This window comes from Acinetobacter sp. FL, from assembly GCF_040744925.1.
GTDB lineage: Bacteria > Pseudomonadota > Gammaproteobacteria > Pseudomonadales > Moraxellaceae > Acinetobacter > Acinetobacter radioresistens.
On sequence record NZ_CP160437.1, the window covers coordinates 1,908,297 to 1,933,758 of the forward strand.

Genomic DNA, 25,462 nt, shown 5'->3' on the forward strand with positions numbered 1-25,462 from the left:
ATTTATTTTAAATTTTAGTAAAATAAAAGAGCTTATGAGCAGTTTAGAAGTAGAATCAAAAAAAGACTGTCTAATTAAACTGTGAAATCCTCGCCTAAATAGACCTGCCGCACTGTTTCATTTTCCAAGATTTCTTGCGGTGTACCCTCTGCAATCACTGCACCTTCACTGACAATATAAGCTTTTTCACAAATAGCCAGTGTTTCACGAACATTATGATCAGTGATGAGTACACCGATGCCACGTTCTTTCAGATTACGAATAATATCTTTAATATCGCCTACTGAAATCGGATCAACGCCTGCAAAGGGTTCATCCAGCAGCATAAATTTCGGATCGGCAGCCAGAGCACGTGCGATCTCGGCCCGACGGCGTTCACCACCAGAGACACTCATACCTAATGAATCTTTAATATGAGTAATTTTGAAGTCATTCAGTAGTTCATTCAAACGTTGCTGGCGTTGCTGTTTATTCAGGTCTCTACGGGTTTCCAGAATCGCCATGATATTTTCAGCAATTGTCAGCTTGCGAAAAATTGATGCTTCCTGAGGTAAATAGCCAATTCCCTTACGCGCACGCTCATGCATGGCCAGATCTGAAAGATCCAGATGATCCAGATGGATTTCACCTTTATCCATACGGACCAAGCCGACCACCATATAAAAACTGGTCGTTTTACCGGCTCCATTTGGACCCAGGAGACCAACAATTTGACCACTCTGCATGGAAAAAGACACATCTTTCACAACCCAGCGTTTGTTGTAATTTTTTGCCAGATGCTTAATAGTAAGGGTTTGTGGCTGGCTTAGTGATTGCTCCATTAATCACGTGCTCCCGGGAAATTTTTTGAAGCTGATGGTGGAATAATAATCTGTACCCGGCCTGTCGATGAACCTGTACTGTTTGATGAGCCAACAGCCTCGATATCGCCTTTATTCATGCTATAGCGCAGGGTGTTTCCACGAATACTTGCTCCATTCTGATAGAGATAAGCTCCACCAGAAAGCGTAATAATACCGGTTTCAGCATTGTAAACTATCTTTTGGGCTTCGCCACGAGCCAGACCTTTATTGGTATCGAGCTGCTGCTGGAACTTGGCAGGTTTGCCCGTAGCAGTAATCGTACTGATCTGGCGGCTTTTATTAAGCTGAGCCACAATTGAGTTGGCTTGAAGCTTCATAGTACCCTGTTCGATAATGACATTACCGGTATAAGTGGTTATACCAGTTTTTTCATTATAGGTTGCGCGGTCAGCAACCAGTGATATCGGCTGATTACGGTCAGAAGGTAGAGCCAAAGCGGCTACAGAGGTTACTCCGAGCAATGCAGTAAGTACAGCCTGTCTCAGGAAAGTTGAAGTTCGGTTATAATTAAGTGTTTGGGACATACTTTCCTCGAATATTAAAGAATTCGTATTGGCCTTTATTTAAATCAGCTTTTAAACCTTGACTTACAAATTCTGCCTGAGGTGACTGTACAATAACCTGATGGTCAGTTTCCAGCTGCTTTAGCTTGGGATAACCTGTCAATTTATCGGTACGAAACTCCATAGGCCCTTGTGCGCCCAAACGGGTAGCCACCACATCCTGCGATAAGACAATTTTTTCATTGTCATTAAAGCTATTGGCCTGACGTGCAAAGAAAGTGGCATTAACTGTCCCGTCCTCATACATAGAAGCATCCAGATTATCAAGCCTGGACGTTTTCTGTTGCATATCCTGTTCCAGACGGTCAACCTTGGCTTTTACATACAGATTACCTTGCTCATCTGTTTGAGTAAGATGAATGCCTTTTGCGGAATAAGTCATGTTACGCCCTGAATTCACCTCAAGCCGTTTGCCCTTTCCACTGAAATAATAATAACCACCGCTTAGGGCTGCTATTAAAATCGCAACAACGTATAAAACTCGGGTATCCATAAGCGTGGTTCTAAGTTCTTTAAATCAGGTCATCTGTTATTAATGTGGTACAGCAAGATATTTTTCAAGAAGTTCTTGGTAAACACCTTTTGCATTTAATAATATATCGCATACTTCCCGTACTGCACCGCGACCACCCATTGACTGGGTTACCAGATCTGCACGGCGGCGTACTTCCACATGACCATTAGGTACAGTAACTTTCATACCAGCAATCGCAAAAGCAGAGAGATCAGGCCAGTCATCTCCCATATACAGGCAGTCTTCTGGTAAAAGGCCAAGCTGCGCACAGGCTTCACGTAATGCTACACCTTTGTCTTCACGGCCCTGATAAACCAGATCAACACCCAGACTGGACATACGGGTATGTACGATATTACTGCTGCGACCGGTAATGATGATGACTTTCATACCTGCCTGCTGCACCAGCTTCATTCCCAGACCATCACGAATATCAAAAGACTTGATTTCATCGCCACTATTAGTGAGAGTAACAAAACCATCACTTAAAATTCCATCAACATCCAGAACCAGGGCCTGCATATGTCGAGCCTGTTCAAGTAAAACATACGATGCCATAGTTTTAATTCACTCCAGCCTGAATCAGATCATGCATACTGATAACACCAATAACTTTATTCGACTGGTCTACGACCACAAACTGATTGATCTTTTTATCACGTAATAATTCAAGTGCCTCAACAGCACGCGCTTCCTGAGAAATGGTATACGGATCTTTGATCATTACTTCCGATACCGGCAGGTTTACATCAAAACCTTGCTGACGATCAATCAGACGACGCAGATCACCATCGGTAAAAATACCCAATAAAGTATTTTGTGTATCTACAACAGTGGTTAAGCCCAAGCGTTTATTGGAAATTTCATAGAGAACTTGATTCATCGGTGTATCAGGACTGACTTTTGGCAGCTCATCATCTTTATGCATCAAATGTTTTACATGCAAAAGTAAACGTTTGCCTAATGCCCCAGCCGGATGAGAGCGGGCAAAATCATCCGCCGTAAAGCCACGCGCTTCTAGCAGTGCGACCGCAAGTGCATCACCTAGGGCCAATGTAGCAGTAGTGCTTGAGGTTGGCGCCAGACCCAGCGGACAGGCCTCTGTTAACTCGCCAAGCGTTAATGCAACATCAGCATTCTGTGGCATTGGGCCACTTTCAGTACCACTGATAGTAATTAAAGGCACTTCCAGATGTTTGATCAAAGGCATGAGCATCATGATTTCATCGCTTTTGCCAGAATTAGAGATTGCAATCAGCACATCTCCACGGACCAGCATGCCCAGATCACCATGTCCTGCTTCACCCGGATGCATAAAGAATGAAGGCGTTCCGGTTGAAGCAAAAGTTGCGGCCATTTTACGGCCGATATGTCCTGACTTGCCCATACCTGTAACCACAACACGGCCTTTACACTGCAAGATGATTTCGCAGGCGCGTTCAAAGCGTGTATCAATCTGTGCAGCCAGAATCTCTAAAGCCTGCTGTTCTATCTGTAATGTTTCTCGAGCAACTTTTTGAAAATCAATCTGCTGCGTCATATTGGATGAATTCAAGCTCAACTTACCTTAACTCTTTAAGAGTTGAATAATGTCAGGAGAAAAATTTTCCCCATTTTAACATAGGTCTGTAAAAGTCCGCTTTCTAAATCTGAACTTTTCACAAGTCTATAAAATTAATGCATAAAACTTTATGAAATATATCGCTTCAGTTATGATGAACTACCTTTGTTTGAGTATGTGAAGACCTGTATGCAGCCATTTGTTTTATACAACTCGGAGCAACGTAAAAAAGTTGAATTTGTACCGCGTAAAGCGGGCCATATCGACATGTATGTTTGCGGCATGACCGTGTATGACTACTGTCATATTGGGCATGCACGGGTTATGGTTGCGTTTGACTATATTATCCGTTTTTTGCGCAGTCAGGGTTGGGAAGTCAAATACGTACGTAATATTACTGATATTGATGACAAAATTATCAAACGTGCCAACGAGAATGGCGAAACAATCCAGGCTCTGACCGACCGTTTCATTCAGGCCATGAATGAAGATGCGTATCGCCTTGGCTGTCTTGAACCGGATGAAGCACCACGCGCAACTGAATATATCGACCAGATGCAGAATATGATTGGCAAGCTGGTAGACAATGGTAGTGCTTACCCGGCAACAAATGGCGATGTTTACTTTCAGGTTGAACAGTTCAATAAATATGGTCGTCTCTCTGGCCGAAAACTTGATGACATGCAAGCCGGAGCCTCTGATCGGGTTGATGTGGAAGTCGACAAGAAACATCCTTTTGACTTTGTTCTCTGGAAACATGCCAAAGAAAATGAGCCTTTCTGGAATTCTCCATGGGGCAAAGGACGTCCAGGCTGGCATATTGAATGCTCGGCCATGTCGACCTGCTGCCTCGGCAATCATTTTGATATCCACGGTGGCGGCAGTGACCTGCTATTTCCACATCATGAAAATGAGATTGCACAAAGTGAAGCCGCAACCGGTGAACAATATGTAAATTACTGGATGCACGTCGGTTTTATTAATGTAGACGGCGAGAAAATGTCAAAATCTCTCGGCAACTTCTTTACTATTCGTGACGTGATGGAGAAATTCCATCCAGAAGTTATTCGCTATTTTATCGTGTCTTCACATTATCGCAGTCCGGTCAACTTTTCTGATGTAGCACTTAAAGAAGCTAAAACAGCCCTTACCCGGTTTTACCATGCTTTTAAAGCATACCAGCAGCAGTTTAATGAAGAACTGACAGATCATTTTAGTCAAATACATCTTGAACGCTTTAATACAGCAATGTGTGATGATTTTAACACCGCGGAAGCAATGGCTGTTCTGTTTGAACTTGCAAAGGAACTCAACCGTGCCCTGAAAGAAGAAAATGCTGAACAGGCTAAAGTTTTTTATTCCACATTGCGTCACCTGACCAATATTTTAGGTCTGGTTCAGCACAATGTAGATGACTTTTTAAGATCTGATATTGGTCAGGAAGCACTTGGATTGTCTGAAAGTGAAATTGAAGAGCTTATTCAGCAGCGTGTAGATGCGAAAAAAGCAAAAGACTTTACCAAAGCAGATGCCATCCGACAAAATCTGTTGGACCAAGGTGTAGTTCTTGAAGATACCCGTCAGGGCACCTTATGGCGACGTGCAGATTAAACAAGCCGGACAAAGACTATTTTTAGTTTTTGTCCTGTTTTACTGTATATTTCTCGGAAATAACACTGAAAAATATCTCTATAGAGTTGTGAAAAAGTTTAAAATACCATCGGTTGATACAACAGCTAATTGACAAGCCCGGAACAGGCCTTATAATACGCTGCATATTGCGGGAATAGCTCAGTTGGTAGAGCACAACCTTGCCAAGGTTGGGGTCGCGAGTTCGAGTCTCGTTTCCCGCTCCAGAATTTAAAAAGCCTTTATCTTAGAGATAAAGGCTTTTTTTATGGCTATTCTATAAATAAGGTCGAACATAGCATCAGAATTTTTCTATAAGAGTTTAATTAAGCTGTTCCATAAATTCATCTTCAGTCATCACGATGATTCCATGCTGCCTAAGTAAAATAGCAGTCATTCCTTCGCCTGGAATTTTCTTTCCGGTAAATGAGCCATCATAAATCAGTTTTGAACCACAAGATGGACTGTCTGCTTTTAGAATGACATGGCTGATATGATTCTGTTGTACCATTTCCAAAGTTTGATAGGCGCCATTTATAAAAGCCTGTGTGACATCCTGACCCGATGAGTCTAAGACTACTGCCTGCTGATTAAATACGTCTTGTGCCTGACCACCTACAATTTCAGCAGGTAATCGTGGTGTACTTAACCCTCCTGCTACTTCTGGACAGAAACTGATTGCCTGATGCGATTCAATTAAATATTTCAGCTTTTCCTGCAAGCAGTTTCCACCGTTGTAGCGCACATTCTCACCAACCAGACACGCACTAATTAAGTATTTAACCATAATAATTTTTCTACTCTCTATCTCATCTGTTCAATTTTAAAGGCGGCTCTCGATAAAATATATTTCTTTAAGTTCTGTATTCTCGAAATAAAATGATTAATCAATCAAGATATTCTATATTTAACTCATTATAAAATCTCCAGAATAAAATATTAAAAATATTTTTTAATTATATGACAAGTTTAGACTTCTATATTTTAACTATACCTTTAAAGGTATAACAATATACCACTTAGGTTTTTGACTCATCTCATATTATCTCCTAAGTTATGCAGCGTAACATTTCAGATCAAGACTATTAATCAAGAAAATTTTCATTAAATTATTTTCAGGTAGTAACCCAGAAATAATAACAAGGACGACCCTATTATGTTTCAAAAACACCGCATATTTTTTTAAGCTTACGCTGGCAAGCACTTTAGCCCTCACCTTGGCTGCTTGTGGTGATGATAAATATGAGCAGATACGCTCAGCGGATCTGATTTTTGAAAGCGGTTCAGTTTATACCATGGACCCCAAATTGCCAGAAGCAGAAGCGGTAGCAGTCAAAGAAGGTAAAATTGTCTATGTAGGTGATGATACGGGACTAAAAGAGTGGCGTGGCAAGGACACCCAAATAATAAACTTGAAGGGAAAAATGTTGCTCCCTGGCTTTGTAGATACGCATAATCATGCTTATTTACGAGCAGAAAATATATACTGGGTAAATCTGGAAGCCCCTTCTTTGGACTCTTATAAAGCGGCTTCCCAGAATTTTCTTGCAAAGCAGCCTGAAGCCAAGCAGGTACGTGGTGTCGGATGGAACTTGAACTATGTACTGGCACAGGCAAAAGCAGCAGGACGTTCGCCAGCACAACTGCTGGATGAAATTGTGGGTAAAGATATTCCGGCTGTATTTATTACTCATGGACACCATGAAGTATGGGCAAATACCCGCGCCATGCAAAATGCAGGTATCAATGCAACTACTCCAGACCCGGTGGGAGCATTTATTGACCGCGATAGCCAAGGTACCCCAACCGGAATCTTCCGTGAGTTTGGAGCACAAAATCTGGTTATTAGTACACTTCCCCAACCTGACTTTACAGTAGCCGAATATAAAGCTGCCATACTTTCATTTCAAAAAAATCTGGCGCCACAGCGTGGTGTGACTTCTGTTCTTGTGCCATTGCATTATCCAACAGACAGTTTTCTGGACGCTATAAAAGCTCTAGATACTGAAGGTGAATTAACCGTGCGTTATGATTTATTACAATGGGCAGATGAAACACGTGGTACTGAACAGATTCCAGGTTTCGTAGAACGCCGTGTAAAATATCATGGCAAATTCTTCAAGACAGATTCAATCAAAATTTTTGGCACAGGTGCAAGCAGTACATATGGTTCAGTCGTCTGGGATCAGGAAGTTCTGAAAAAAACCGTAGCTGCATTGGACCGTGAAAAATTCCGCATCTATATTCATGATATAGGACCAACCAGTACTTACAACCTTATGCTTGATGCTTTGGAGTATGCCCAAAAACAGAATGGCAAGCGCGATGCACGCCACATGATTACACACGTCAGTGATGAGGCTATCCCGACTATACCGCGCTTTCTCTCATTAGGTATCCGTGCAGATGGTCATCCCTTACCTAAAGCATTTTTCGATACCAATGTACAGCTTAGTTCATCTAGTGATTATCCAGTACGTGAATTCTATCCGATGACGCGAATCTCTGCCGGTGTTCAATCTGGCATCCCTTTAAGCAGAATGCTTGCCAGCCATACAATCAACGGCGCTGAAGCAATTTTTGCTGAAAACGAAACTGGTTCAATTGAGGTAGGTAAGGCTGCTGATCTGGTTGTAATGAGCCATAATTTATATAAGCTTAAGGCTGAAGAACTGGAAAATGCACAGGTTCTAATGACTATGTTTAATGGCAAGATTCTCTATGATGCTCAAACCGATCACACATCGAAAGAGCGTGTGACTGAGCAACCAGATAGCCATGATCATTAATTATTTCGGGGCAACCTTTAATAAAGTGAAAGTAAGGTTATAGTTTGAATGGGCTAGTATTAATTTAAGAAAAATTAGAGCCGTCTTTATGAGAGAGGCTCTTTTAATATATTATTTTTTCTGGTTATCAAGAGACTGATTAAAAGAAAATTCAGCATCTTTAATAATTTTTTCCAGGAGTTTCCGATCTGTGAAAGCATCAAGCTGTCCTGCCTCAGACTTCGCTTTTCGGTTCATAAGATCGGCTGCTTCAGGATGGCTGGTCAGTACAATATCAGCAGGCATTTTGCTTAAGCGGCGAAAACTCAGCTGATAATCCTGTACGATACCTGGATAAGTCTGATTATTCGATAATACATTTCCGGCAACAGATAAGCTGCATGGAAATACTACTTTCAGGGTTTTTCCATGTTCTTTTAAACTGGTTGACCAGGTGGTACACCCAGGAGTGTGGCCGGGAGTTAAGGTTGCCTTAAGATGTATTTTCCCCATTTTAATGACTTCTTTATCTCTTAATATATGGTCAACTTTAACCGGAGTATAAGAAAAGGACTGAAGAATATTGTCTCCTTTAGGCTTACCTGTCGATAAAGCTGTAACCTCTTTATCCATAGCAAATACTTTAGCACCTGTATTCTTCTGAATTTGCGCTAAAGCTCCAACATGATCCCAGTGTGCATGGCTGACCAAAATAATCTTTACATCTGAAAGGTTTAGCCCAAGTTTCAGTATATTTTGCTCAATTAAAGCAGCATTTTCAGTTAGGCCTGTGTCAATTAATATAGCTTTAGAACCAGAAACAATAAGATACGAGCCTAAACCGCGCGTACCCACATAGTAGATAGAACCAGCAATCCTGAAAGGCTCTATACTTTGTGTCCATTCTGCTGGTAGCTTCAAAGGCTCGGCAAGGATATTGCCTGTAGAGACTGTAGCAAGACCGAAAATGAATAAAAACGTATTTCTAATCTTCATTTAAAACATCACCTGATATTTATACTTTCGAAAAAAATAAAGGATTTTAAAAATTAATCTATTAAATTAAAATATATTTTCAAATTATATTTTAGCTTTAGTTTTTAGCTGCAAGAATATTAAAGCTGTTAGAATAATTCTTTATTTTAAGTTTATAATTAAAAAATAATGAGCCAGTTTTTAATTTTATTAAAATTAACTTTTTTATAAAACTGGCTACTTGTAATAAGTTAAAAAATTTTCTTATAAAGTTTCTCTTATAATTAATTTTTTATTATTATTTTTAGAATACTGGATTTTTTATCCAGTTTTATGCTCAATATCTATCCAATAGAGTTAATTATAAAATTACTCTCCCCATACTTCTGCCACAATTTCATTCACCAATTGAAGTTTGCGCCACTGTGCGTCGTAAGGGACTCTATTTCCTTCTTCGGTTGAAGAGAAGCCACATTGTGGACTAAGTGCGAGCTGTTCAAGTGGTAAATATTGGGAAGCTTCATGAATACGTGCGATGATGGCCTGTTTATTTTCCAGCTCTTCTACCTTCGAAGTAATCAGACCGAGAACAACTTCTGCATTGCTGCCTTGTAGTTTAGCCAAGGGTTCAAAACCACCTGCGCGCTCTGTGTCATATTCCAGAAAATAGCGGTCTATATTTTTAAGATGTTTAAAGATATAGTCTTCTATGGATTCATATCCTCCCTGGTAGTGCCAGGTAGAAGAAAAATTACCACGACAGATATGCAGACCAATCACCAGATCTTCGGGCTTATTTTCAAGGGCAATATTCAGGGTCTGAACACAAAAGTCAGCTAACTGGTCCAAGTCGACCCCGGTAGCATGCTCACGCGCACGGTCTTCTTCACTGATCAAATACGCCCAGAATACATCATCAATCTGCAAATACCGGCAGCCCAAGTCATAAAATGCTTGTACTGCTTTGCAGTAAGCCAGTCCCAAGTCGACCACATATTGCTGAATATCTTCACCATACGTATTATTAAAACGTAATTTAGGCCGCATCATCATATTTGGACTTGGAATGGTCATTTTAGCCACACCATTAGTGCCTACCGCATCATGCAAAAATTTATAATGCGCCAGATGTGGATGATTTTCTGGAAAATCGAGTTTGCCTACAATACGTACATTATGGGGCTTGGTCTCGACACCATGAAACTTTAAACCGACACTATCCTCATACCCTTCAGCACCGATCAGGTTTTCCATAAAATCATAATGCCACCAAGCACGACGTAATTCGCCATCAGTAATTGCCTTGATATTATTTTCTTTTTGCAACTCAATAATCTTTAATATTTCTTCATTTTCGATCTGGGTAAGTTCAGCTTGGCTCAATTTGGCATCAGCAATAGCTTGACGTGCTTCTTTTAGTCGTAAAGGACGCAGGAAACTGCCCACATGATCAGCTTTATAGCCAGCATATAGCTTTCGGGCTTGAGGAGATGTATTGCTCATAAATCAGCCTTAATATTAATAAAATTCAATATAGATACATTAAATACAATTTTATTCACTTTTGCGAATGATTAAAAAATAACCTTAAAATAAATTATAAATATAAAAAACATAATCTTATATTAATATATGCTGATTAAAACAACACTATAATGAGCAAAACTCAAGTTAAATTGAAAATATATCAGCCTGTGAAGTGATAAAATTTAGAAAGGGCTTTATTTATCAGTCAACTGTTATTTGAATATTTAAATATGACTTCTTAGAGTTTAGAAAAAAATAAACTAATAACAATAGATTGAATTCATCAAATTCTTAGCCAAAATTTTTTTTATTTAGTTATAGTACTATAAAAATTATCTCAACCCACAACAGCCAGAATTTTCTGACTCTGCAAATGCCTTTTAATAGCCTCCAATTTTTATCCGTATTTAATCATTCTATTGATGGTGTTATTTGTAACAAACGTCATTACTCATGAGTAGCAACTATGGGGCTCCAACTAATTCAGCTCTTGAATACAATTTGATCTATATGAGAAACAGCGATGTTCTTGTCATAGGTGTACTATGCAATTTATTTTTTAGACCTTATTCTTCTGCAGTACGTATTAGCCTAATGATGAAATATAGATGGTTTTTAATTCAGTTATAGGCGCAGGACGGGCATAAAAATAACCTTGTAAAAGATCACAGCCCTGCTGGTAGAGAAAGGCCGCCTGTTTCAAGGTTTCAACTCCTTCGGCTACAACTTCCAGGTTTAATTGATGGGCCAGATGGATAATGGACTGAACTATCGCAGCATCTTGGTCACTCTCTGTAAGATGCTCAATAAAACTGCGATCCAGTTTGATCTGGTTAATTGGTAAACGTCGTAAATAGCTTAAACTGGAATAACCTGTACCAAAGTCATCTATAGATACCTGTACCCCTAGCTCTCGTATAGATTTTAAAATTTCAATAGCACGGTCAGCGCCAATAATTACCATACCCTCAGTGACTTCTATTTTGAGAAGCTCAGGTGTTAATTTGCTAATTTCCAGTGCATGTTCCAGTTCTTGCAAGAAACCTGCTCTACGAAACTGTAAAGGTGAAATATTAACCGAAACAGTAAGCTGACTCTGATGAGTCTTATTCCATTCAGCAATATCCATACAGGCTTTTTTGAGCACCCATTGTCCAATTGCAACAATCTGTCCCGTTCTTTCAGCTAAAGGAATAAAAATATCGGGAAAAATATATCCCCGCTGTGGATGATTCCAGCGGATGAGTGCTTCCACGCCTTTGACCAGACCAGTTGCAGGATTAATTAAGGGTTGGTAAAACAGATTAAATTGATTATCGTTCAAAGCTTCCATCAGCTCTAGGCGTAAGTGCGCATAGTCAATTTCTGGCATAACTTTTTTATTGGCTTCTTCATACCAGTGCCAGGTATTACGACCTTGTCTTTTTGCTTCTTTCATGGCTAAAACAGCATGATATAAAAGTTCTGACGAACGCTGTATAGAACAGTCATCAGCGACAATACCAATACTGGCACTCAGATGGATTTTATGCTCATCAATTTGAAAAGGTTGTGTAAAGAGTTTTAGAATCTCTTCAGCAGTTGTAATTACTTCTGACCGTTTATTTCGATTCACCATTAATAACGCAAACTCATCACCTGCAAAACGGCCCAAGAAATCGCCAGTTTGTAAAAGTGCTTGCAGGCGGTCGCTTACACTTTTAATAATCTGGTCACCAATCAGGTGCCCCAGACTATCATTGAGCGGCTTAAAATCGTCTAGATCAATATAACAGAGGAATAAAGGCTTGGAACTATGATGTTGAGTTTCGAAGGCCTGCTGTAAGTTGGTTTCAAAGGTCTGCCGGTTAGCTAGACCAGTCAAATGATCGTGGCTATGCTGATGGGTAATATAGTCTTCATGAATACGCTGTTGAGTAATATCTTCCTGAATTCCCAAAAAATGTGTACATCTACCTGCCTCATCAAAAACCGGACCCAACATTAAACGGTTCCAGAACCAGCTCCCGTCTTTACGATAATTTTTAACGGTTACTTGTATCTCTTTGTGTTCCTTTAAAGCCTGCTGTACTAAAGCAATCTTTTCAGCTTCTGTCTCCGGCCCTTGCAAAAAGTGGCATGTCTTGCCCATAACATCTTCTTCGGTATAACCCGTCATATGTAAAAAGGCTGGATTAACATAAACGATTTTTCGCTCGGCGGTAGCATCCGTAATTATAATTCCATTAGGACTGGCATTCACTCCACGTTTTAATAACCGCAAGTGTTCCTGATTTTTACGCCGTAATGTAATATCACGGGCAATACCGAATACTCCCGTTACCTGATGATTTTGTTTAATCGGTAAATTAGTCAGATCGAGCCAGATCATTTCACCAGAAGCATGGTAAGCCGGAATTTCATAGTATTGTGCATTTCCCTGCATTGCCTCTTTAAACGCTTTATCGGCAATATCACGATATTCAGCAGGTAAAAATGAACTGTAATGCTTCCCCCTGATTTGCTCATCAGAAAAACCAATAATTTTACGAGAGGCAATATTTGTACTCACCATGATACCTTGCGTATCAATTTCAAAAATTGCATCAGGGTGATAAGTATAAAAAGAACTATATTTTTCGCTTATTGCAATTCTCTGCTTGCGCTCAAGGTCAAGCTCAATTGCTAAGGCAACCATGGCCGCAGCCTGTTTTAATAACTTGATATTATGATCAGTAGGTTTTCTTAATGTCCGATAATAAGTTGCAAACGTCCCGTAAAGAGTTCCCCGTGCACTAAGAATAGGCGTCGACCAGCAGGTACAAAGCTTTTCGAGCTTGATTGAGGCCTGATAGGGAGTCCAGTAAATATCTTTCAATAAATTTTCACTGACGACCATTTTACGCAAATATGCTGCCCTGCCACATGTTCTTTCATCTGGTGCAATATTTATATTGTCTATGGTCTCCCCATACTGTTTAGAAAAATTCTGCTTGCCGCTTGTAAATTTCAGGATTTGTTCCTGTTCAGAATAAAGCATAATAGCTACAAGAACATTTGAAATACGGGACTCTAGCCAGGTACTTGCCGCGCTTAAAATAAGATGAAGTTCAGTATGCTGACCAATCAGATTAAAAATATGGTAAGTATCGTGGTCATCACAATTGTTATTCATTTAGAATCCCTAACCTCCTTGGCTCTCTTACATTCTAGCTTTATCCCTAGCCTTATTATTATAACAAACTACCTTAATTCACCATTTTTCTACATTAGTTGCCTATTTTTTGTTTTTAGAAAGTAATCTTGATTCAGTTTTACCATTTTTTATCTGCTGAAATCTAGCTCCAAGAAGGTTTTAATTAGAATTAAATCAATCTGGCCCTGATCCAGCTTCATAGTTTAATTTTTTACATAATTAAAATTTTAATAAAATCTATTAGACTTTTATACTAAAGATATAAATGTATAGATATTAGCTTTAAGTTGATTTAAATAATATGGGTTAATACTTAATAATTTTTTATAAATATAAATTTTAAATTTATTTCTTAAGCAAAATAGAATAATTAAAATCTATTACTTTATACTAATTTATAAATTTTAATTTACATAAAGATAATAAAACCATATAAAAATAGATTTCAATCGAATGTATATAATTTTCTAAGGCCGCTTCATATTGGGGCTTAAATTAGTTCTATTTTTAAAAATTTACATAAATTTTAAATTAGATCAACAATTTTATTTAAATATTAATTTATATTTTTCAGCAAATTAATATATTTTATTTTTTATTTAGAAAACTGGCACTACTTTTGCTAAGCATTTAGACAAACACAAAATAAAAACAGGAGTGTTTGTGATGCATAACTCATCAGCAACAGATGTACTAGAGAATAGTCCTTCTTCTGCCGCCAATGAAACACTAGAGGATTATACGTTACGTTATGCGCCTCACAGTTTTAGACGCTGGAGTCCAAAGGTAGTAGCCATTACAGCATTAGGCGGAATTGCTTATCTGGCAGATTTTTCTATTGGTGCCAGTATCGGCATGGCATATGGTACTACAAATGCAGTGTTTTCAATTCTATTTGCGGCGCTCATCATTTTTTTAACAGGTATTCCACTGGCTTATTATGCAGCACGTTACAATATTGATCTGGACCTGATTACACGTGGAGCTGGATTTGGCTACTTTGGTTCAGTGCTAACCAGTATCATCTTTGCCAGTTTTACCTTTATTTTCTTTGCGCTTGAGGGATCTATCATGGCGCAAGGCTTATTACTGGGTTTAGGTATTCCCCTCTGGGCAGGCTATCTGGTCTCTACCGTGCTGGTTATTCCACTGGTTATTTATGGTATGAAAGCCCTCACTAAATTACAGGTCTGGACTACCCCAATCTGGCTGATACTGATGATCGGACCAGTTGCTTACCTGATTTATCAGGAACCTGATCTGGTAAGCCAGTTTGCTGCTTATGGTGGAAATGAGGGATTTGCAGTATTAGACATGGCAGCAATCATGCTGGGTGCAGGAATCTGTCTTTCACTCATCATGCAAATTGGTGAACAGATTGATTACCTGCGTTTTATGCCCGCTAAAACTAAGGAAAATAGTAAATCCTGGTGGATCGCAGTAATTTCTGCAGGTCCGGGTTGGGTCATTTTGGGTGCAATCAAGCAAATTATTGGGGCATTTTTAGGTTTCTATCTTCTTACAAAAATCCCAGGTGTAAACAGTACTGAACCTGTGCAACAGTTCAATGCAGCATTCCATGACATGTTACCAGGCTGGCTGGCTCTCAGTCTTGCTGTCATTCTGGTGGTAATTTCACAGATCAAAATCAATGTTACCAATGCCTATTCAGGATCACTGGCTTGGACGAGTGCTTATACCCGTATTACCAAGCATTATCCGGGTCGGATTATCTTTGTGATGGTCAATCTGGCCATTGCACTGGCACTGATGGAAGGCAATATGTTTGCAGTTTTAGGTAAAATCCTAGGTTTTTACTCTAACTTTGCAATTGCCTGGGTAGTGGTGGTTGCGACTGATATTGCTATTAATAAATACGTACTAAAGCTTTCTCCTAAAGAGCCTGAATACCGCCGTGACATGCTTTATAACATTAACCCGGTAGGCATGGTGTCATTTCTGGTAGCGGCTGGTCTATCTATTGCGGCATTCTTTGGCCTGCTTGGTGAATTTCTGGCACCTTATTCCCCACTGATTGCATTATTGGTAGCCTTTATCCTGACGCCCCTGATGGGTTTACTGACCAAGGGCAAATACTATATTAAAAATAGTAATGATGGTCTGAAAGAGGCACGCTACGATACAGAAGGGACTCCGGTAGCAACTGTCTATCACTGTGTAGCATGTAATGAAAATTATGAACGGCCAGATGTGATGTATTCGCATCGGCACAGTGGAGTGATCTGTTCTTTGTGCAAAACAATGGAAAAATAATAAATATAAGAGAACAAGAATAAAAATAAAGAAAATAATAAAATTATACATCAGGCTTCTATTTAGAAGCCTATTTTTATTGCCAGATATTAATATTTTGTACTGATTAATTTATTTCAAAGTATTTATTACTAATCTTTTAAAATAATTAATTCACTCTTATTTTTAAATTTAATGATAATTAAAAATGAAATATCTTATATTTGAATAATTAATCATCTCTATTATTAAATTCTTCAGCTACTTTAGACTATAGCGATAATTAACTCGATATAAATAATGCTAATTTTCTAAAGCTGATTACTCATGCCTTAACTTGATACAAGGCAAGATGCATAGCTGCTTGTATCCATAGAATTTCAGAAGAGTTAAGAGCCAAACAAGTATTTAACTCTTAAACAGCATGAAATAAGAAAAACTAAGCAAGGCCTATCAGGGCCACAATTGCTGCACACGCCCCAACAATTTTTTTGCCATAAGGAATATAATGTGTAATCAATGCTCCAAGGCCCAAGCCTGCGATATAAATCAAAGACATCGCTATTATCATACCTGAAACAAGTCCGGCGATATGGCCTGAATGACCGAGCTCATTACCATGAGCAATACCATGAAAAGTCACCAGTAATGCTGTAGCCACAGGTAGAATTATTCTGGATTTTGACCATAGTGCAAGAGTAACCATCAACAGTGAGGCAATAATGCCATACTCGGCAAGACTGCTCGAAAATAACTGTTGCTGACCCAGCACGAAACCAAATACCAGTGCGGTAGCCATACTGGCCATGCCAAGTATTTTCCACTGTCTGGCTGCGGACCAAAGTAAAACGCCCAACGCCAGTGCCATAATCATATGGTCCATGCCTGTAAAAGGATGCAGGAAACCCGCGCTAAAACCTGAGTGATGGTCATGCCCCGGATGTGCCTGACTGACTGCCGGTATCAGGCCAAGCATTATTAAACTGGCTCTTTGAATGATATTTTTCATATAAGTGTCCTCAGGCTTTAAATAGTCCTTGTTTTTCAATAAATTCTATAATTTCATTTAAACCATCTTGAGTTTTCATGTTGGAAAATAAAAATGGTTTTTCACCACGCATGCGTTTGGCGTCTTGGTCCATAACGTCCAGATTTGCTCCAACCATTGGCGCCAGATCAGTTTTATTGATAATCAGAAGATCAGATTTAGTAATTCCCGGCCCGCCTTTACGTGGAATTTTTTCTCCTCCTGCAACATCGATGACATATAGTGTCAGATCAGAAAGTTCAGGACTAAACGTTGCGGCCAGATTATCTCCACCACTTTCAATAATGATCAGTTCCAGTCCATCAAACTTCTCACATAAATCATCAATCGCTGCCAGATTAATTGAAGCATCCTCACGAATAGCGGTATGCGGACAGCCTCCTGTCTCTACCCCGACAATACGATCTGGACTCATAGCCTCATGACGGGTCAGGAAGTTTGAATCTTCCTTGGTGTAGATATCATTAGTGACCACGGCCATATTGTATTTATCCCGTAAAACACGGCATAGATTCAAGGTAAGAGCTGTTTTACCTGAACCTACCGGTCCGCCAATGCCTACTCTTAATGGACTACGTTCTGTCATCTTGTTTTCCTTTTTAATTTCATAACTTACTTTGAATTTTTAAACCAGAGCTTCATTCACGACCTAAATAAACGTGAATATTGGGTTTCATGTGCCATACTCAGCATGGCATATTGCGGCAAACTGCTACTTAGTTCATCATCCTGTAGTGTTAAAGCCTGCTCTACCGCCTGCGGGATCAGTTCATGCAGATGCCATAGAATGCGCTGGCCACTCATCTGTCCAAGTGGAATAGTCTTGACTGCTGCCAGTACCTGATTTTCCAGAACACTAAAGCTATAAGCAGTTAAGACATCAGCTATATTTAGTTGTAGTTGACCACATAGCTGGGCATATACCGGAACAAAACCAAACTGTTTTTTAACAATTACTGGAAGTTTTAGAACATCTCGTATCCAGGCATTTAGGGAAAATGCCAGTTGCTGTGACTCCGCCAGCAATTCTCTGCTTTCACGACTGGCACGATATAAGTTTGCCCAGTATAAAAATTGCTCTTCATCGGCGTAAAACTGTATCAGGCGTTGAAGTACAGGCAACTCAAAGCGTACTAGCAGCATTTCAAGTACTTCTTCAAAATAGGCAATACTAGAAACTTCATCATGAATAATGCCCTGATCAATCGCACTTTCCACACCCTGCGAATAGCAGTAAGCACCTACCGGCAAGGCTGTAGAAGAGAGTGTTAGCAGTTTGAGAAGCTGGCTGGCATTAGTGATGGCCATGAGCATGTAAAGCTTTAATTGGACTTAGACGATGTTCATGGCTGTGTTGTGCATAGGCACCACTTTCTGGTTCAAAAGGATGCTCGATCTCAGAAACGGTTAGACCCAGTCCTGTAACCATTTCTGCCAGCACATGGTCAGGTTCAAAATATAAAGCGCTAGGTGTGAGCATCAGCGGAACATGACGGTTACCTAGGTGATAGGCTGCTTTTACCAAATCAAAGTCGCTCTGGGCGATCACCTGCATCAAACTTTCAGGTTTGGCATCTATACGCAAAATATCACCCTGCTCTGTGGCAATAAATGAACCACTTCTTAAAATACCTGTACGAGGTAAATCTGCACCAATATCGATACCTGAATTTAAGGTCGCACGAAAACGGCTTTTTTGACGGGTATCAAATGTCAGCTCAACAATTTCAAAGGAACTGTTATGGTGAATAGTCTCTAATCGCTGGGTATAGATTTTCATGCTTATCCTTTTTAAAGCAAAGATCCCTAACAATTGAATGTTTTATGATTCTCATATTAGGTATCAGTAGTTTTACGCCTCAAAATTAAGCATTTTTCGTGCCAATAGGGTTTTTATTGGTGCATTTATTTCCTGAACTCCCCAATTAATTTAGCAAGTTGTTCCATTCCATCAAATGTGATCGGAATTTTATCGACAGAAGATACAAGTGGTGAGAAGATTATGTTCTCAAACTTTTCAAAACCAGATGAGTTTTTCTTATGTAACTTTTCAGAGTCTTCTGCATAGTTATAAATAAATTGGCAGAGCGCCATTCGTAGTTCAAGTTGCATCATTTGAGATTGAATCGAACGCACATGCTGTAGTCCTACTCTCACAAAATAAAAAACAATAATCATGAAGGTAGTAACGGGTAATGATAAATAAATAATAAATTTAAGTCCTTGCTCACCTAAACTGAAATATAAAAATATAAAAAGTGCGATTGAGCATAACGGCGTAAAAAATAACATTGCACCAAAAGCAGAATATCCATCCCTCCTACTTTTCAACTCCTCTTTTTTCTGTTCATAGAGTTGCTTAAACCCCTTATTTAAAAGAACAAAATCATATTTAATTTTATATTCTTCAAGTTTATTTTCTAAATTTTCTACTTCATCTCGCTTAGTTTCGAATGTACTATTCCAAGTATTGATAGCATTATTAGCTTCATTTAACTTACTATTTAATTCCACTACATTTTTAATTTCATTTGAATGAAATAACTCTTTAAAAATTTGGAATGGTAAATCTCTTTCAGCAAATCTAACATAGCGTCTAAAATTGGGATTATTGGAATATTTGGTATTAACAAAGTCAATAACGCTGCCTACTTCCAAAGAAATTGAATTACTCAATCCACCTAGAATAAAAGTTAGTTCAGAAAAATAAATATTGATTAAATTTAAACTGATGTCGAATAGATAGATTAAATCAGATTCTAAATTACTATTTTTATATTTCTTGAGGGCTTGATCTACGATTTTTACGAAATCTGATACAGGTTGTTTCCTCGAATATTCGATATATTGATCATAATCACTTAAATCAAGATTCGTGTTAAAAACGCGGGTTGTAGTTAGAAAATGGTTGGCTAAGTTTTTAATACTTTCTGCGTACGTGTCATCTTCTATTATGCTCCTTGCCAGTGATTCAACTTGATCAAATTTAAGCTTAAATTCCTGACTTTCAAATTTAAAAGCCATCTTCACCCTCAATTATTTTAATAGTAAAGATGGCATATTGATCTAAATTACCATTTAAAACAAGAAGTAACGCTGCGCCATTGGTAACACTTCCGCAGGTTCACACGTCAGTAATTTCCCATCTGCCCGTACCTCGTAAATCTCCGGGTCTACTTCCATCACAGGACAGTAAGTATTTAGCTTCATATCCGCTTTAGTGAGGTTACGTGTTTCTTTGCATGGACTGATGAGCTTTTTTAGTCCCAATTTTTTATGTACACCTCTATCAATCGCTACTTGTGACAAGAAGGTAATACAGGTATTGTGCACACCTCGTGGAAATGCCCCGAACATTGGGCGGTAATGTACAGGTTGCGGGGTTGGAATAGAGGCATTAATATCGCCCATGGGCGCAGCAGCAATCATGCCGCCTTTAATAATCATGGAAGGTTTCACCCCAAAAAATGCCGGTTTCCACAGTACCAGATCAGCCAGCTTACCGACTTCTATTGAGCCGATTTCATGGCTTAATCCATGTGTAATTGCCGGATTAATTGTATATTTGGCGATGTAGCGTTTTACACGGTTATTGTCATGACTGGCATTATCGCCTTCTAGTGTACCGCGTTGTACTTTCATTTTGTGCGCGGTTTGCCAGGTACGGATAATAACTTCACCTACACGACCCATGGCTTGCGAGTCTGATGACATCATAGCAATTGCGCCCAAGTCTTGCAGAATATCTTCTGCTGCAATGGTCTCACGACGGATACGGCTTTCTGCAAAGGCTACATCTTCAGCAATAGCCGGGTCGAGATGATGGCAGACCATCAGCATGTCCAGATGCTCATCAATAGTATTTACCGTATAAGGCCGGGTCGGGTTAGTAGAGGATGGTAGAACATTCGGCTGCCCGATTGCTTTTAAAATGTCTGGGGCATGTCCGCCACCCGCACCTTCGGTATGGTAAGTGTGAATCGTACGATCTTTAAATGCTGCCAGGGTCTCTTCCAGAAATCCGCTTTCATTTAAAGTATCGGTATGTATGGCGACCTGTACATCATAATTTTCTGCTACAGTTAGACAGTTATCGATGGCCGCTGGCGTTGATCCCCAATCCTCATGAAGTTTTAAACCCACAACACCGGCTTGGACCTGCTCGACAACTGGTTCCGGTTTGCTTAAGTTACCTTTACCCAGTAGACCAATATTCATGGGCAAATCATCAATGGCCTGCAACATGGTCGAGATATGCCATGGCCCTGGAGTAACAGTAGTTGCCGAAGTACCTGCAGCAGGCCCGGTTCCACCACCAATCATGGTAGTGACACCTGACATGAGTGCAGTTTCTACCTGCTGCGGACAAATCCAGTGAATATGCGTATCAACTCCCCCTGCAGTCAGAATCTGCCCTTCACCTGCGATCACTTCAGTTGCTGCTCCTAAAGGAATAGTAATGTTGGGTTGAATATCCGGGTTACCAGCCTTACCAATTTTCCAGATCCGGCCATTTTTTAGACCGACATCAGCCTTAATAATTCCCCACCAGTCGACAATTAACGCATTAGTAATTATGGTATCGGCCACCTCCTCTGCTAGCAGCTGCGATTGCCCCATTCCATCACGAATGACTTTACCACCGCCAAACTTGACCTCTTCGCCATAGGTAGTCAGGTCTTGTTCGACTTCAATAAACAGTTCGGTATCTGCCAAACGCACCCGGTCACCTAGTGTTGGACCAAACATTTCCGCATAAGCACGGCGTGACATTTTCATTTCTTGTGTTCCTGTTCTTCCAGCTTGCCCATTACACGACCCGCAAACCCGTATACTTCGCGCTTGCCTGCCAGTGCAACCAGCTCTATAGAGCGGCTTTGACCGGGTTCAAAACGCACTGCTGTACCCGCAGCAATATTGAGCCGGTAGCCTCTTGTAGCTTCCCGGTTAAATTGCAATGCATCATTTGCTTCATAAAAATGAAAATGTGAACCTACTTGAACTGGACGGTCTCCGGCATTTGCTACAGTGATTTTCAAGGTCTGACGACCGACATTCATTTCAATGTCGAGGTCAGGGGTAAAAATTTCACCCGGAATCATATTGCTCTCCTAGACAATCGGTTGATGGACAGTCACAAGCTTGGAGCCATCTGGAAACGTTGCCTCTACCTGCACTTCCGCGATCATTTCCGGTATACCTTCCATGACATCTGCGCGTGTAAGCAAGGTAGTGCCGTAGTGCATCAGGTCACTTACCGTCATACCGTCACGTGCACCTTCAAGTAATGCTGCTGAAATAAAAGCAATTGCTTCAGGATAATTCAGCTTTAAACCACGTGCCTTACGACGTTCTGCTACCAAGCCAGCAGTAAAAATCAATAACTTGTCTTTTTCAGTAGGGTTGAGTTCCATATCTCTTTCCTAAAATTCTTCACAAATGTCATGCAATATATATGCAAGTTTTTTAGAATGCGGGGGGCTTGAAGATTATTTAACTGTCAGGTTTTCCAGATTCGCGGAAACTCTTCATTCAGGTCAAACCAGTAAAGTCGCAGCCGGGCACGGATTGCCGCAAAGGCATCATGGCATTGACGGACATCATCCCCCAGATAACGGGCACAAATTACATCATTGAGCAGAGTTGAAGTTACTGGTGTATCCATACGCATCATCAGCTCACGGATCAGATCAAGGTGTTGATCCAGATAAAAACTGGTTCTAAATTTTTCAGGTGCTACAGCCCAGAAACTTCCCATAACTGCACGATTATTCATTCCCAGACACGAGCTAAGCCAGCGGTCATTCCCCTTAAAGTTCAGGCTATCTGCGACCAGTAACTGCTCATTTCTTAACAGTTTAAAGCGGTTCTGAAACAGACCTTCAGTAAACCGTTCATCTCGCGCCTGGCGCCCAATCACCAGCATATCCCAGCCAATAAAGCTGGCATTGTTCTTTAGTTGAACTGTGGTTTCAGAGTGCGCCCATGCTCCATTGAACAGCATGGTTTCTTGAGGAACCCATTCAAAAATTGCATTATTTTCAACCTGAATCTGAATATGCTGGAAAGCCTGTTTCGCATTGGTCTTGTACCATTTTCCGGCACCAGGAGTAGTAACCAAGGCATGTGCTTCTTCATCCACATGAATCTTGAAAGTCAGATGATCGCCCCCGGCAATTCCTGCAGGCGGATGCACAATAATGGCATGACATACTCCGGTTTTTTCTGGCCATAGCATCTTTTGCACCCTAATTGGTCCAGAATGCCAACGATGCTGTAAAATAGTGCGGTCCTGTGCTGCTTTAAAACCCAATTCCAGACGTGCAAACCAGCGAGCAGATTCATCGGGCTTATCTTCATTCAAAAACTGCATTTTCTTAAAACTTTTAATAAGATCATCTGGAAAAATGCAAAAACTGCACCAAAATGTGCTGAAGAGATAATTTTTATATTAAGCAATGAGAGAAATGAGCAGATTATAAGCTAGTAAAACAGTATTTAAATTAAAAGAGATGATTAAAAAATCATCAGGTTATAGCTTCTATAACAGTAGCTATAACCTGAAAAATTTAAAACAGATTTAAGGCATAGATGAATTGATATACTAGAAATAACTTCGTTTAAGTGGACGCTGGGCTGCCAGTTTTCTCCGGTAAGCTTTAAACTGCAATGTAATCCCAATAAAAATAACGATTAATGCCGCTCCACCTGTAGAAATAACCAAAACCCGATATTGCTCTATAAAAGTCATGGCAATTAAAGATGCAACAATAAAAGCAATCACCAGATAGCTTAACCACGGAAAAAACCACATTTTGAGTTTAATTTCCTGGCCTTCGCGTTCCATTTTCTGGCGCAGCCTGAGCTGAGAAATAGCAATTACCAGATAAACCAGCATCGCGATCATACCCGTGGTGTTCATGAGTATATCTAGAATTTCTCTGGGTTTGAGTGCATCAAAGAAATTCATCAGTGCAATAGCAAATGCCACTACACAAGAAGCCAATACAGCAAACACTGGTGTACCGTTTTTACGGGTTTTTTGAAACAGGGCGGGTGCATCTCCCCGCTTTGAAAGCGAATACAACATGCGTGATGCGGTATAGTGGCCTGAAACAAAACAGCTGCTGACCGATGTCAGTACTACGAAGTTCATGATCCATTTGGTTGCAGGAATACCTAATATTTCAAAAGTACGGCGGTATGCTCCATAACCTGTCTGGCTAAGCAAAGGATCATTCCATGGAACAATACAGACAATCAAGAAGATTGAGCCAATATAAAACAGGCAGATCCGCCAGACTACAGATTTAATAGCGCGCTTGGTTTGTTCTACCGGATTTTTAGATTCTGAGGCGGCAATCGTTACAATTTCTGCGCCTAAAAATGAAAACATGACACCCAGTAAAGCAACAATGACCGGCCCCAAACCATTGGGCATAAAGCCGCCATGAGCGCTAAGATTGCTTAAACCGCTGACGCCACCCACTGGCCATAACCGGGAAATTGCCAATATACCCAAAACAATGAACAGGACAATTGCAATCACTTTAATTAGAGCAAACCAGAACTCCACCTCACCATATTTACTCACCCGCATAAAATTGATGGCAGTCAGAGTAATCGTCATCATCAGGGTGAATACGTTTACACTGAGTAAGGGAAACCATTCATGCAGGATTAATCCTGCCACATAAGCTTCCCACGCCATCAGCAGTACCCAGAACCACCAGTACAGCCAACCGATCGTAAAGCCCGCCCAGCGCCCGATGGCACGTTCTGCATAAGTCGAAAAAGAACCGGTGTCGGGTGAGGTCGCCGCCATTTCGCCCAGCATGCGCATAATAAATACCACCAGAGCTCCACCGGCACAGTAAGCCAGTATTACTGCCGGACCAGCTGCTGCAATAATGCTACCTGAGCCAACAAATAAAGCAGCGCCAATAACACCGGCAATTGACATCATGGTGAGGTGTCTGGTTTTTAATGAATCACTCAACTGATTCGAAGATTCTTTTTTATTTATCTGCATCTTGTATTCATTCCATGAATTTTTTAATGGTTGCAAATAGATAGCGACTTAAAAAATTTCAAGATTCAGCAAACTGTACATTAGTCCTGAAATAAAAATGCCATATCTACACCTTACGAAATTGTTTTGCTTGAATTGAAGAGTCCAGAGTTTATAGCCAGCAATTAAAATGAATAATGATCTTGATTAATCAGATTTATTTATACACATTAGCTTTAGAGTTTAAGGAAACTATAGTCAGGTTAGAGACTCATTTTAAAAATCAGAGATATTTAGCTCGTGTCACTTAACTATAGCCGCCACCACACTAAAAATACTCGATATTGCCAAACAGCATTCCATCTTTGCTTCTGACTTTATTTTTTAGATTCATTATTTAATATTCTCTGCAAGTACAAGTTTTTACTCATGTACATGGTACGTTCGCCACCACCCGTTTTAATACATCTGGCCCTATCGTCTTAAACAATATGGCGTGTTTATCCAAAGCCTGCGAGTACCATTTTTTAAAATTTGTCAGGAGCCAATTTATATTTCTGATCATCAAGTTAAAG

22 protein-coding genes and 1 tRNA gene are annotated in these 25,462 nt (G+C 40.0%); 4 read left to right on the forward strand and 19 right to left on the reverse strand.

The window, feature by feature from the left end:
* Window positions 1–74 precede the first annotated feature (74 nt).
* Genes lptB through ABZP31_RS08915 form a run of 5 tightly spaced genes read right to left on the reverse strand, consistent with a single transcriptional unit; the run spans window position 75 to window position 3,480 of the window.
* Window positions 75–821 (reverse strand): LPS export ABC transporter ATP-binding protein, encoded by a 747-nt coding sequence (gene lptB, locus ABZP31_RS08895; RefSeq protein WP_005019697.1) that lies wholly within the window; start codon window positions 819–821, stop codon window positions 75–77.
* Window positions 821–1,387: a lipopolysaccharide transport periplasmic protein LptA gene (gene lptA, locus ABZP31_RS08900; protein ID WP_005026607.1), complete on the reverse strand. Its 567-nt coding sequence runs from the start codon at window positions 1,385–1,387 to the stop codon at window positions 821–823. Before lptA ends, lptB begins: the two co-directional genes overlap by 1 nt.
* A complete protein-coding gene (gene lptC / locus ABZP31_RS08905) occupies window positions 1,371–1,919 on the reverse strand; it encodes an LPS export ABC transporter periplasmic protein LptC (protein WP_005026609.1) in 549 nt (182 codons plus the stop codon). The genes lptA and lptC overlap by 17 nt, the downstream gene beginning before the upstream one ends.
* 39 nt (window positions 1,920–1,958) lie before the next feature.
* Window positions 1,959–2,498: an HAD family hydrolase gene (locus ABZP31_RS08910; protein ID WP_005019694.1), complete on the reverse strand. Its 540-nt coding sequence runs from the start codon at window positions 2,496–2,498 to the stop codon at window positions 1,959–1,961.
* Between the two features lie 4 nt (window positions 2,499–2,502).
* Window positions 2,503–3,480, reverse strand: a complete 978-nt coding sequence (locus tag ABZP31_RS08915) for an SIS domain-containing protein (protein ID WP_005019693.1) — start codon at window positions 3,478–3,480, stop codon at window positions 2,503–2,505.
* Window positions 3,481–3,690: 210 nt separating this feature from the next.
* Here ABZP31_RS08915 and cysS point away from each other — a divergent pair, with 210 nt between their 5' ends.
* Together cysS and ABZP31_RS08925 are read left to right on the forward strand one after the other, a co-directional pair.
* On the forward strand, window positions 3,691–5,112 hold the full coding sequence (gene cysS, locus ABZP31_RS08920; RefSeq protein ID WP_248134982.1) for a cysteine--tRNA ligase: 1,422 nt from the start codon (window positions 3,691–3,693) through the stop codon (window positions 5,110–5,112).
* 169 nt (window positions 5,113–5,281) lie between these two features.
* A tRNA-Gly gene (locus tag ABZP31_RS08925) sits at window positions 5,282–5,357 on the forward strand.
* Window positions 5,358–5,452: 95 nt separating this feature from the next.
* Here the strand turns inward: ABZP31_RS08925 and ABZP31_RS08930 are convergent.
* A complete protein-coding gene (locus tag ABZP31_RS08930; RefSeq protein WP_248134984.1) occupies window positions 5,453–5,917 on the reverse strand; it encodes a DUF523 domain-containing protein in 465 nt (154 codons plus the stop codon).
* Window positions 5,918–6,347: 430 nt separating this feature from the next.
* On the opposite strand from ABZP31_RS08930, the gene ABZP31_RS08935 reads away from it, so the two are divergent.
* Window positions 6,348–7,919: an amidohydrolase gene (locus ABZP31_RS08935; protein WP_248134986.1), complete on the forward strand. Its 1,572-nt coding sequence runs from the start codon at window positions 6,348–6,350 to the stop codon at window positions 7,917–7,919.
* 111 nt (window positions 7,920–8,030) lie between these two features.
* Here ABZP31_RS08935 and bla read toward each other — a convergent pair whose 3' ends face one another.
* From bla to ABZP31_RS08950, 3 genes are all read right to left on the reverse strand, one after another.
* Window positions 8,031–8,894, reverse strand: a complete 864-nt coding sequence (gene bla, locus ABZP31_RS08940; RefSeq protein ID WP_248134988.1) for a putative subclass B3 metallo-beta-lactamase — start codon at window positions 8,892–8,894, stop codon at window positions 8,031–8,033.
* Between the two features lie 348 nt (window positions 8,895–9,242).
* Window positions 9,243–10,376 carry a 5-methyltetrahydropteroyltriglutamate--homocysteine S-methyltransferase gene (locus tag ABZP31_RS08945; protein WP_248134990.1) on the reverse strand — a complete coding sequence of 378 codons (1,134 nt, stop codon included), beginning with the start codon at window positions 10,374–10,376 and terminating at the stop codon, window positions 9,243–9,245.
* Between the two features lie 610 nt (window positions 10,377–10,986).
* Window positions 10,987–13,554 carry an EAL domain-containing protein gene (locus ABZP31_RS08950; protein ID WP_248134992.1) on the reverse strand — a complete coding sequence of 856 codons (2,568 nt, stop codon included), beginning with the start codon at window positions 13,552–13,554 and terminating at the stop codon, window positions 10,987–10,989.
* A gap of 687 nt (window positions 13,555–14,241) precedes the next feature.
* On the opposite strand from ABZP31_RS08950, the gene ABZP31_RS08955 reads away from it, so the two are divergent.
* On the forward strand, window positions 14,242–15,849 hold the full coding sequence (locus ABZP31_RS08955; protein WP_005406224.1) for a cytosine permease: 1,608 nt from the start codon (window positions 14,242–14,244) through the stop codon (window positions 15,847–15,849).
* Between the two features lie 418 nt (window positions 15,850–16,267).
* On the opposite strand, the gene ABZP31_RS08960 is transcribed toward ABZP31_RS08955, so the two are convergent.
* From ABZP31_RS08960 to ABZP31_RS09005, 10 genes are all read right to left on the reverse strand, one after another.
* A complete protein-coding gene (locus ABZP31_RS08960; protein ID WP_248134994.1) occupies window positions 16,268–16,837 on the reverse strand; it encodes a HupE/UreJ family protein in 570 nt (189 codons plus the stop codon).
* Between the two features lie 10 nt (window positions 16,838–16,847).
* Window positions 16,848–17,462, reverse strand: coding sequence for an urease accessory protein UreG (gene ureG / locus ABZP31_RS08965; RefSeq protein ID WP_005019668.1), 615 nt, complete (start codon window positions 17,460–17,462; stop codon window positions 16,848–16,850).
* A gap of 56 nt (window positions 17,463–17,518) precedes the next feature.
* The gene (locus tag ABZP31_RS08970) at window positions 17,519–18,184 is read right to left on the reverse strand and encodes an urease accessory protein UreF (RefSeq protein WP_248135000.1); all 666 of its coding nucleotides are present in this window, start codon (window positions 18,182–18,184) and stop codon (window positions 17,519–17,521) included.
* Entirely contained in the window at window positions 18,171–18,656 is a 486-nt protein-coding gene (gene ureE, locus ABZP31_RS08975; RefSeq protein WP_248134996.1) for an urease accessory protein UreE, read from the reverse strand. Before ureE ends, ABZP31_RS08970 begins: the two co-directional genes overlap by 14 nt.
* A gap of 125 nt (window positions 18,657–18,781) precedes the next feature.
* On the reverse strand, window positions 18,782–19,900 hold the full coding sequence (locus tag ABZP31_RS08980) for a hypothetical protein (RefSeq protein WP_262476044.1): 1,119 nt from the start codon (window positions 19,898–19,900) through the stop codon (window positions 18,782–18,784).
* 54 nt (window positions 19,901–19,954) lie between these two features.
* A complete protein-coding gene (gene ureC / locus ABZP31_RS08985; RefSeq protein WP_248123631.1) occupies window positions 19,955–21,655 on the reverse strand; it encodes an urease subunit alpha in 1,701 nt (566 codons plus the stop codon).
* Complete coding sequence (locus ABZP31_RS08990; RefSeq protein ID WP_005404449.1) at window positions 21,652–21,978, reverse strand: urease subunit beta; 327 nt, start codon at window positions 21,976–21,978, stop codon at window positions 21,652–21,654. The genes ureC and ABZP31_RS08990 overlap by 4 nt, the downstream gene beginning before the upstream one ends.
* Window positions 21,979–21,987: 9 nt before the next feature.
* Window positions 21,988–22,290 carry an urease subunit gamma gene (gene ureA, locus ABZP31_RS08995; protein ID WP_005406402.1) on the reverse strand — a complete coding sequence of 101 codons (303 nt, stop codon included), beginning with the start codon at window positions 22,288–22,290 and terminating at the stop codon, window positions 21,988–21,990.
* Window positions 22,291–22,376: 86 nt separating this feature from the next.
* Window positions 22,377–23,249 (reverse strand): urease accessory protein UreD, encoded by an 873-nt coding sequence (locus ABZP31_RS09000; protein WP_248135349.1) that lies wholly within the window; start codon window positions 23,247–23,249, stop codon window positions 22,377–22,379.
* A gap of 231 nt (window positions 23,250–23,480) precedes the next feature.
* A complete protein-coding gene (locus tag ABZP31_RS09005) occupies window positions 23,481–24,908 on the reverse strand; it encodes an amino acid permease (RefSeq protein WP_005404447.1) in 1,428 nt (475 codons plus the stop codon).
* Window positions 24,909–25,462 lie beyond the last annotated feature (554 nt).

Bases quoted from the DNA above. Each gene is read 5' to 3' on its own strand.
- lptB (WP_005019697.1), bottom strand. From the start codon at position 821: ATGGAGCAATCACTAAGCCAGCCACAAACCCTTACTATTAAGCATCTG.
- lptA (WP_005026607.1), bottom strand. From the start codon at position 1,387: ATGTCCCAAACACTTAATTATAACCGAACTTCAACTTTCCTGAGACAG.
- lptC (WP_005026609.1), bottom strand. From the start codon at position 1,919: ATGGATACCCGAGTTTTATACGTTGTTGCGATTTTAATAGCAGCCCTA.
- ABZP31_RS08910 (WP_005019694.1), bottom strand. From the start codon at position 2,498: ATGGCATCGTATGTTTTACTTGAACAGGCTCGACATATGCAGGCCCTG.
- ABZP31_RS08915 (WP_005019693.1), bottom strand. From the start codon at position 3,480: ATGACGCAGCAGATTGATTTTCAAAAAGTTGCTCGAGAAACATTACAG.
- cysS (WP_248134982.1), top strand. From the start codon at position 3,691: ATGCAGCCATTTGTTTTATACAACTCGGAGCAACGTAAAAAAGTTGAA.
- ABZP31_RS08930 (WP_248134984.1), bottom strand. From the start codon at position 5,917: ATGGTTAAATACTTAATTAGTGCGTGTCTGGTTGGTGAGAATGTGCGC.
- bla (WP_248134988.1), bottom strand. From the start codon at position 8,894: ATGAAGATTAGAAATACGTTTTTATTCATTTTCGGTCTTGCTACAGTC.
- ABZP31_RS08945 (WP_248134990.1), bottom strand. From the start codon at position 10,376: ATGAGCAATACATCTCCTCAAGCCCGAAAGCTATATGCTGGCTATAAA.
- ABZP31_RS08950 (WP_248134992.1), bottom strand. From the start codon at position 13,554: ATGAATAACAATTGTGATGACCACGATACTTACCATATTTTTAATCTG.
- ABZP31_RS08955 (WP_005406224.1), top strand. From the start codon at position 14,242: ATGCATAACTCATCAGCAACAGATGTACTAGAGAATAGTCCTTCTTCT.
- ABZP31_RS08960 (WP_248134994.1), bottom strand. From the start codon at position 16,837: ATGAAAAATATCATTCAAAGAGCCAGTTTAATAATGCTTGGCCTGATA.
- ureG (WP_005019668.1), bottom strand. From the start codon at position 17,462: ATGACAGAACGTAGTCCATTAAGAGTAGGCATTGGCGGACCGGTAGGT.
- ABZP31_RS08970 (WP_248135000.1), bottom strand. From the start codon at position 18,184: ATGGCCATCACTAATGCCAGCCAGCTTCTCAAACTGCTAACACTCTCT.
- ureE (WP_248134996.1), bottom strand. From the start codon at position 18,656: ATGAAAATCTATACCCAGCGATTAGAGACTATTCACCATAACAGTTCC.
- ABZP31_RS08980 (WP_262476044.1), bottom strand. From the start codon at position 19,900: ATGGCTTTTAAATTTGAAAGTCAGGAATTTAAGCTTAAATTTGATCAA.
- ureC (WP_248123631.1), bottom strand. From the start codon at position 21,655: ATGAAAATGTCACGCCGTGCTTATGCGGAAATGTTTGGTCCAACACTA.
- ABZP31_RS08990 (WP_005404449.1), bottom strand. From the start codon at position 21,978: ATGATTCCGGGTGAAATTTTTACCCCTGACCTCGACATTGAAATGAAT.
- ureA (WP_005406402.1), bottom strand. From the start codon at position 22,290: ATGGAACTCAACCCTACTGAAAAAGACAAGTTATTGATTTTTACTGCT.
- ABZP31_RS09000 (WP_248135349.1), bottom strand. From the start codon at position 23,249: ATGCAGTTTTTGAATGAAGATAAGCCCGATGAATCTGCTCGCTGGTTT.
- ABZP31_RS09005 (WP_005404447.1), bottom strand. From the start codon at position 24,908: ATGCAGATAAATAAAAAAGAATCTTCGAATCAGTTGAGTGATTCATTA.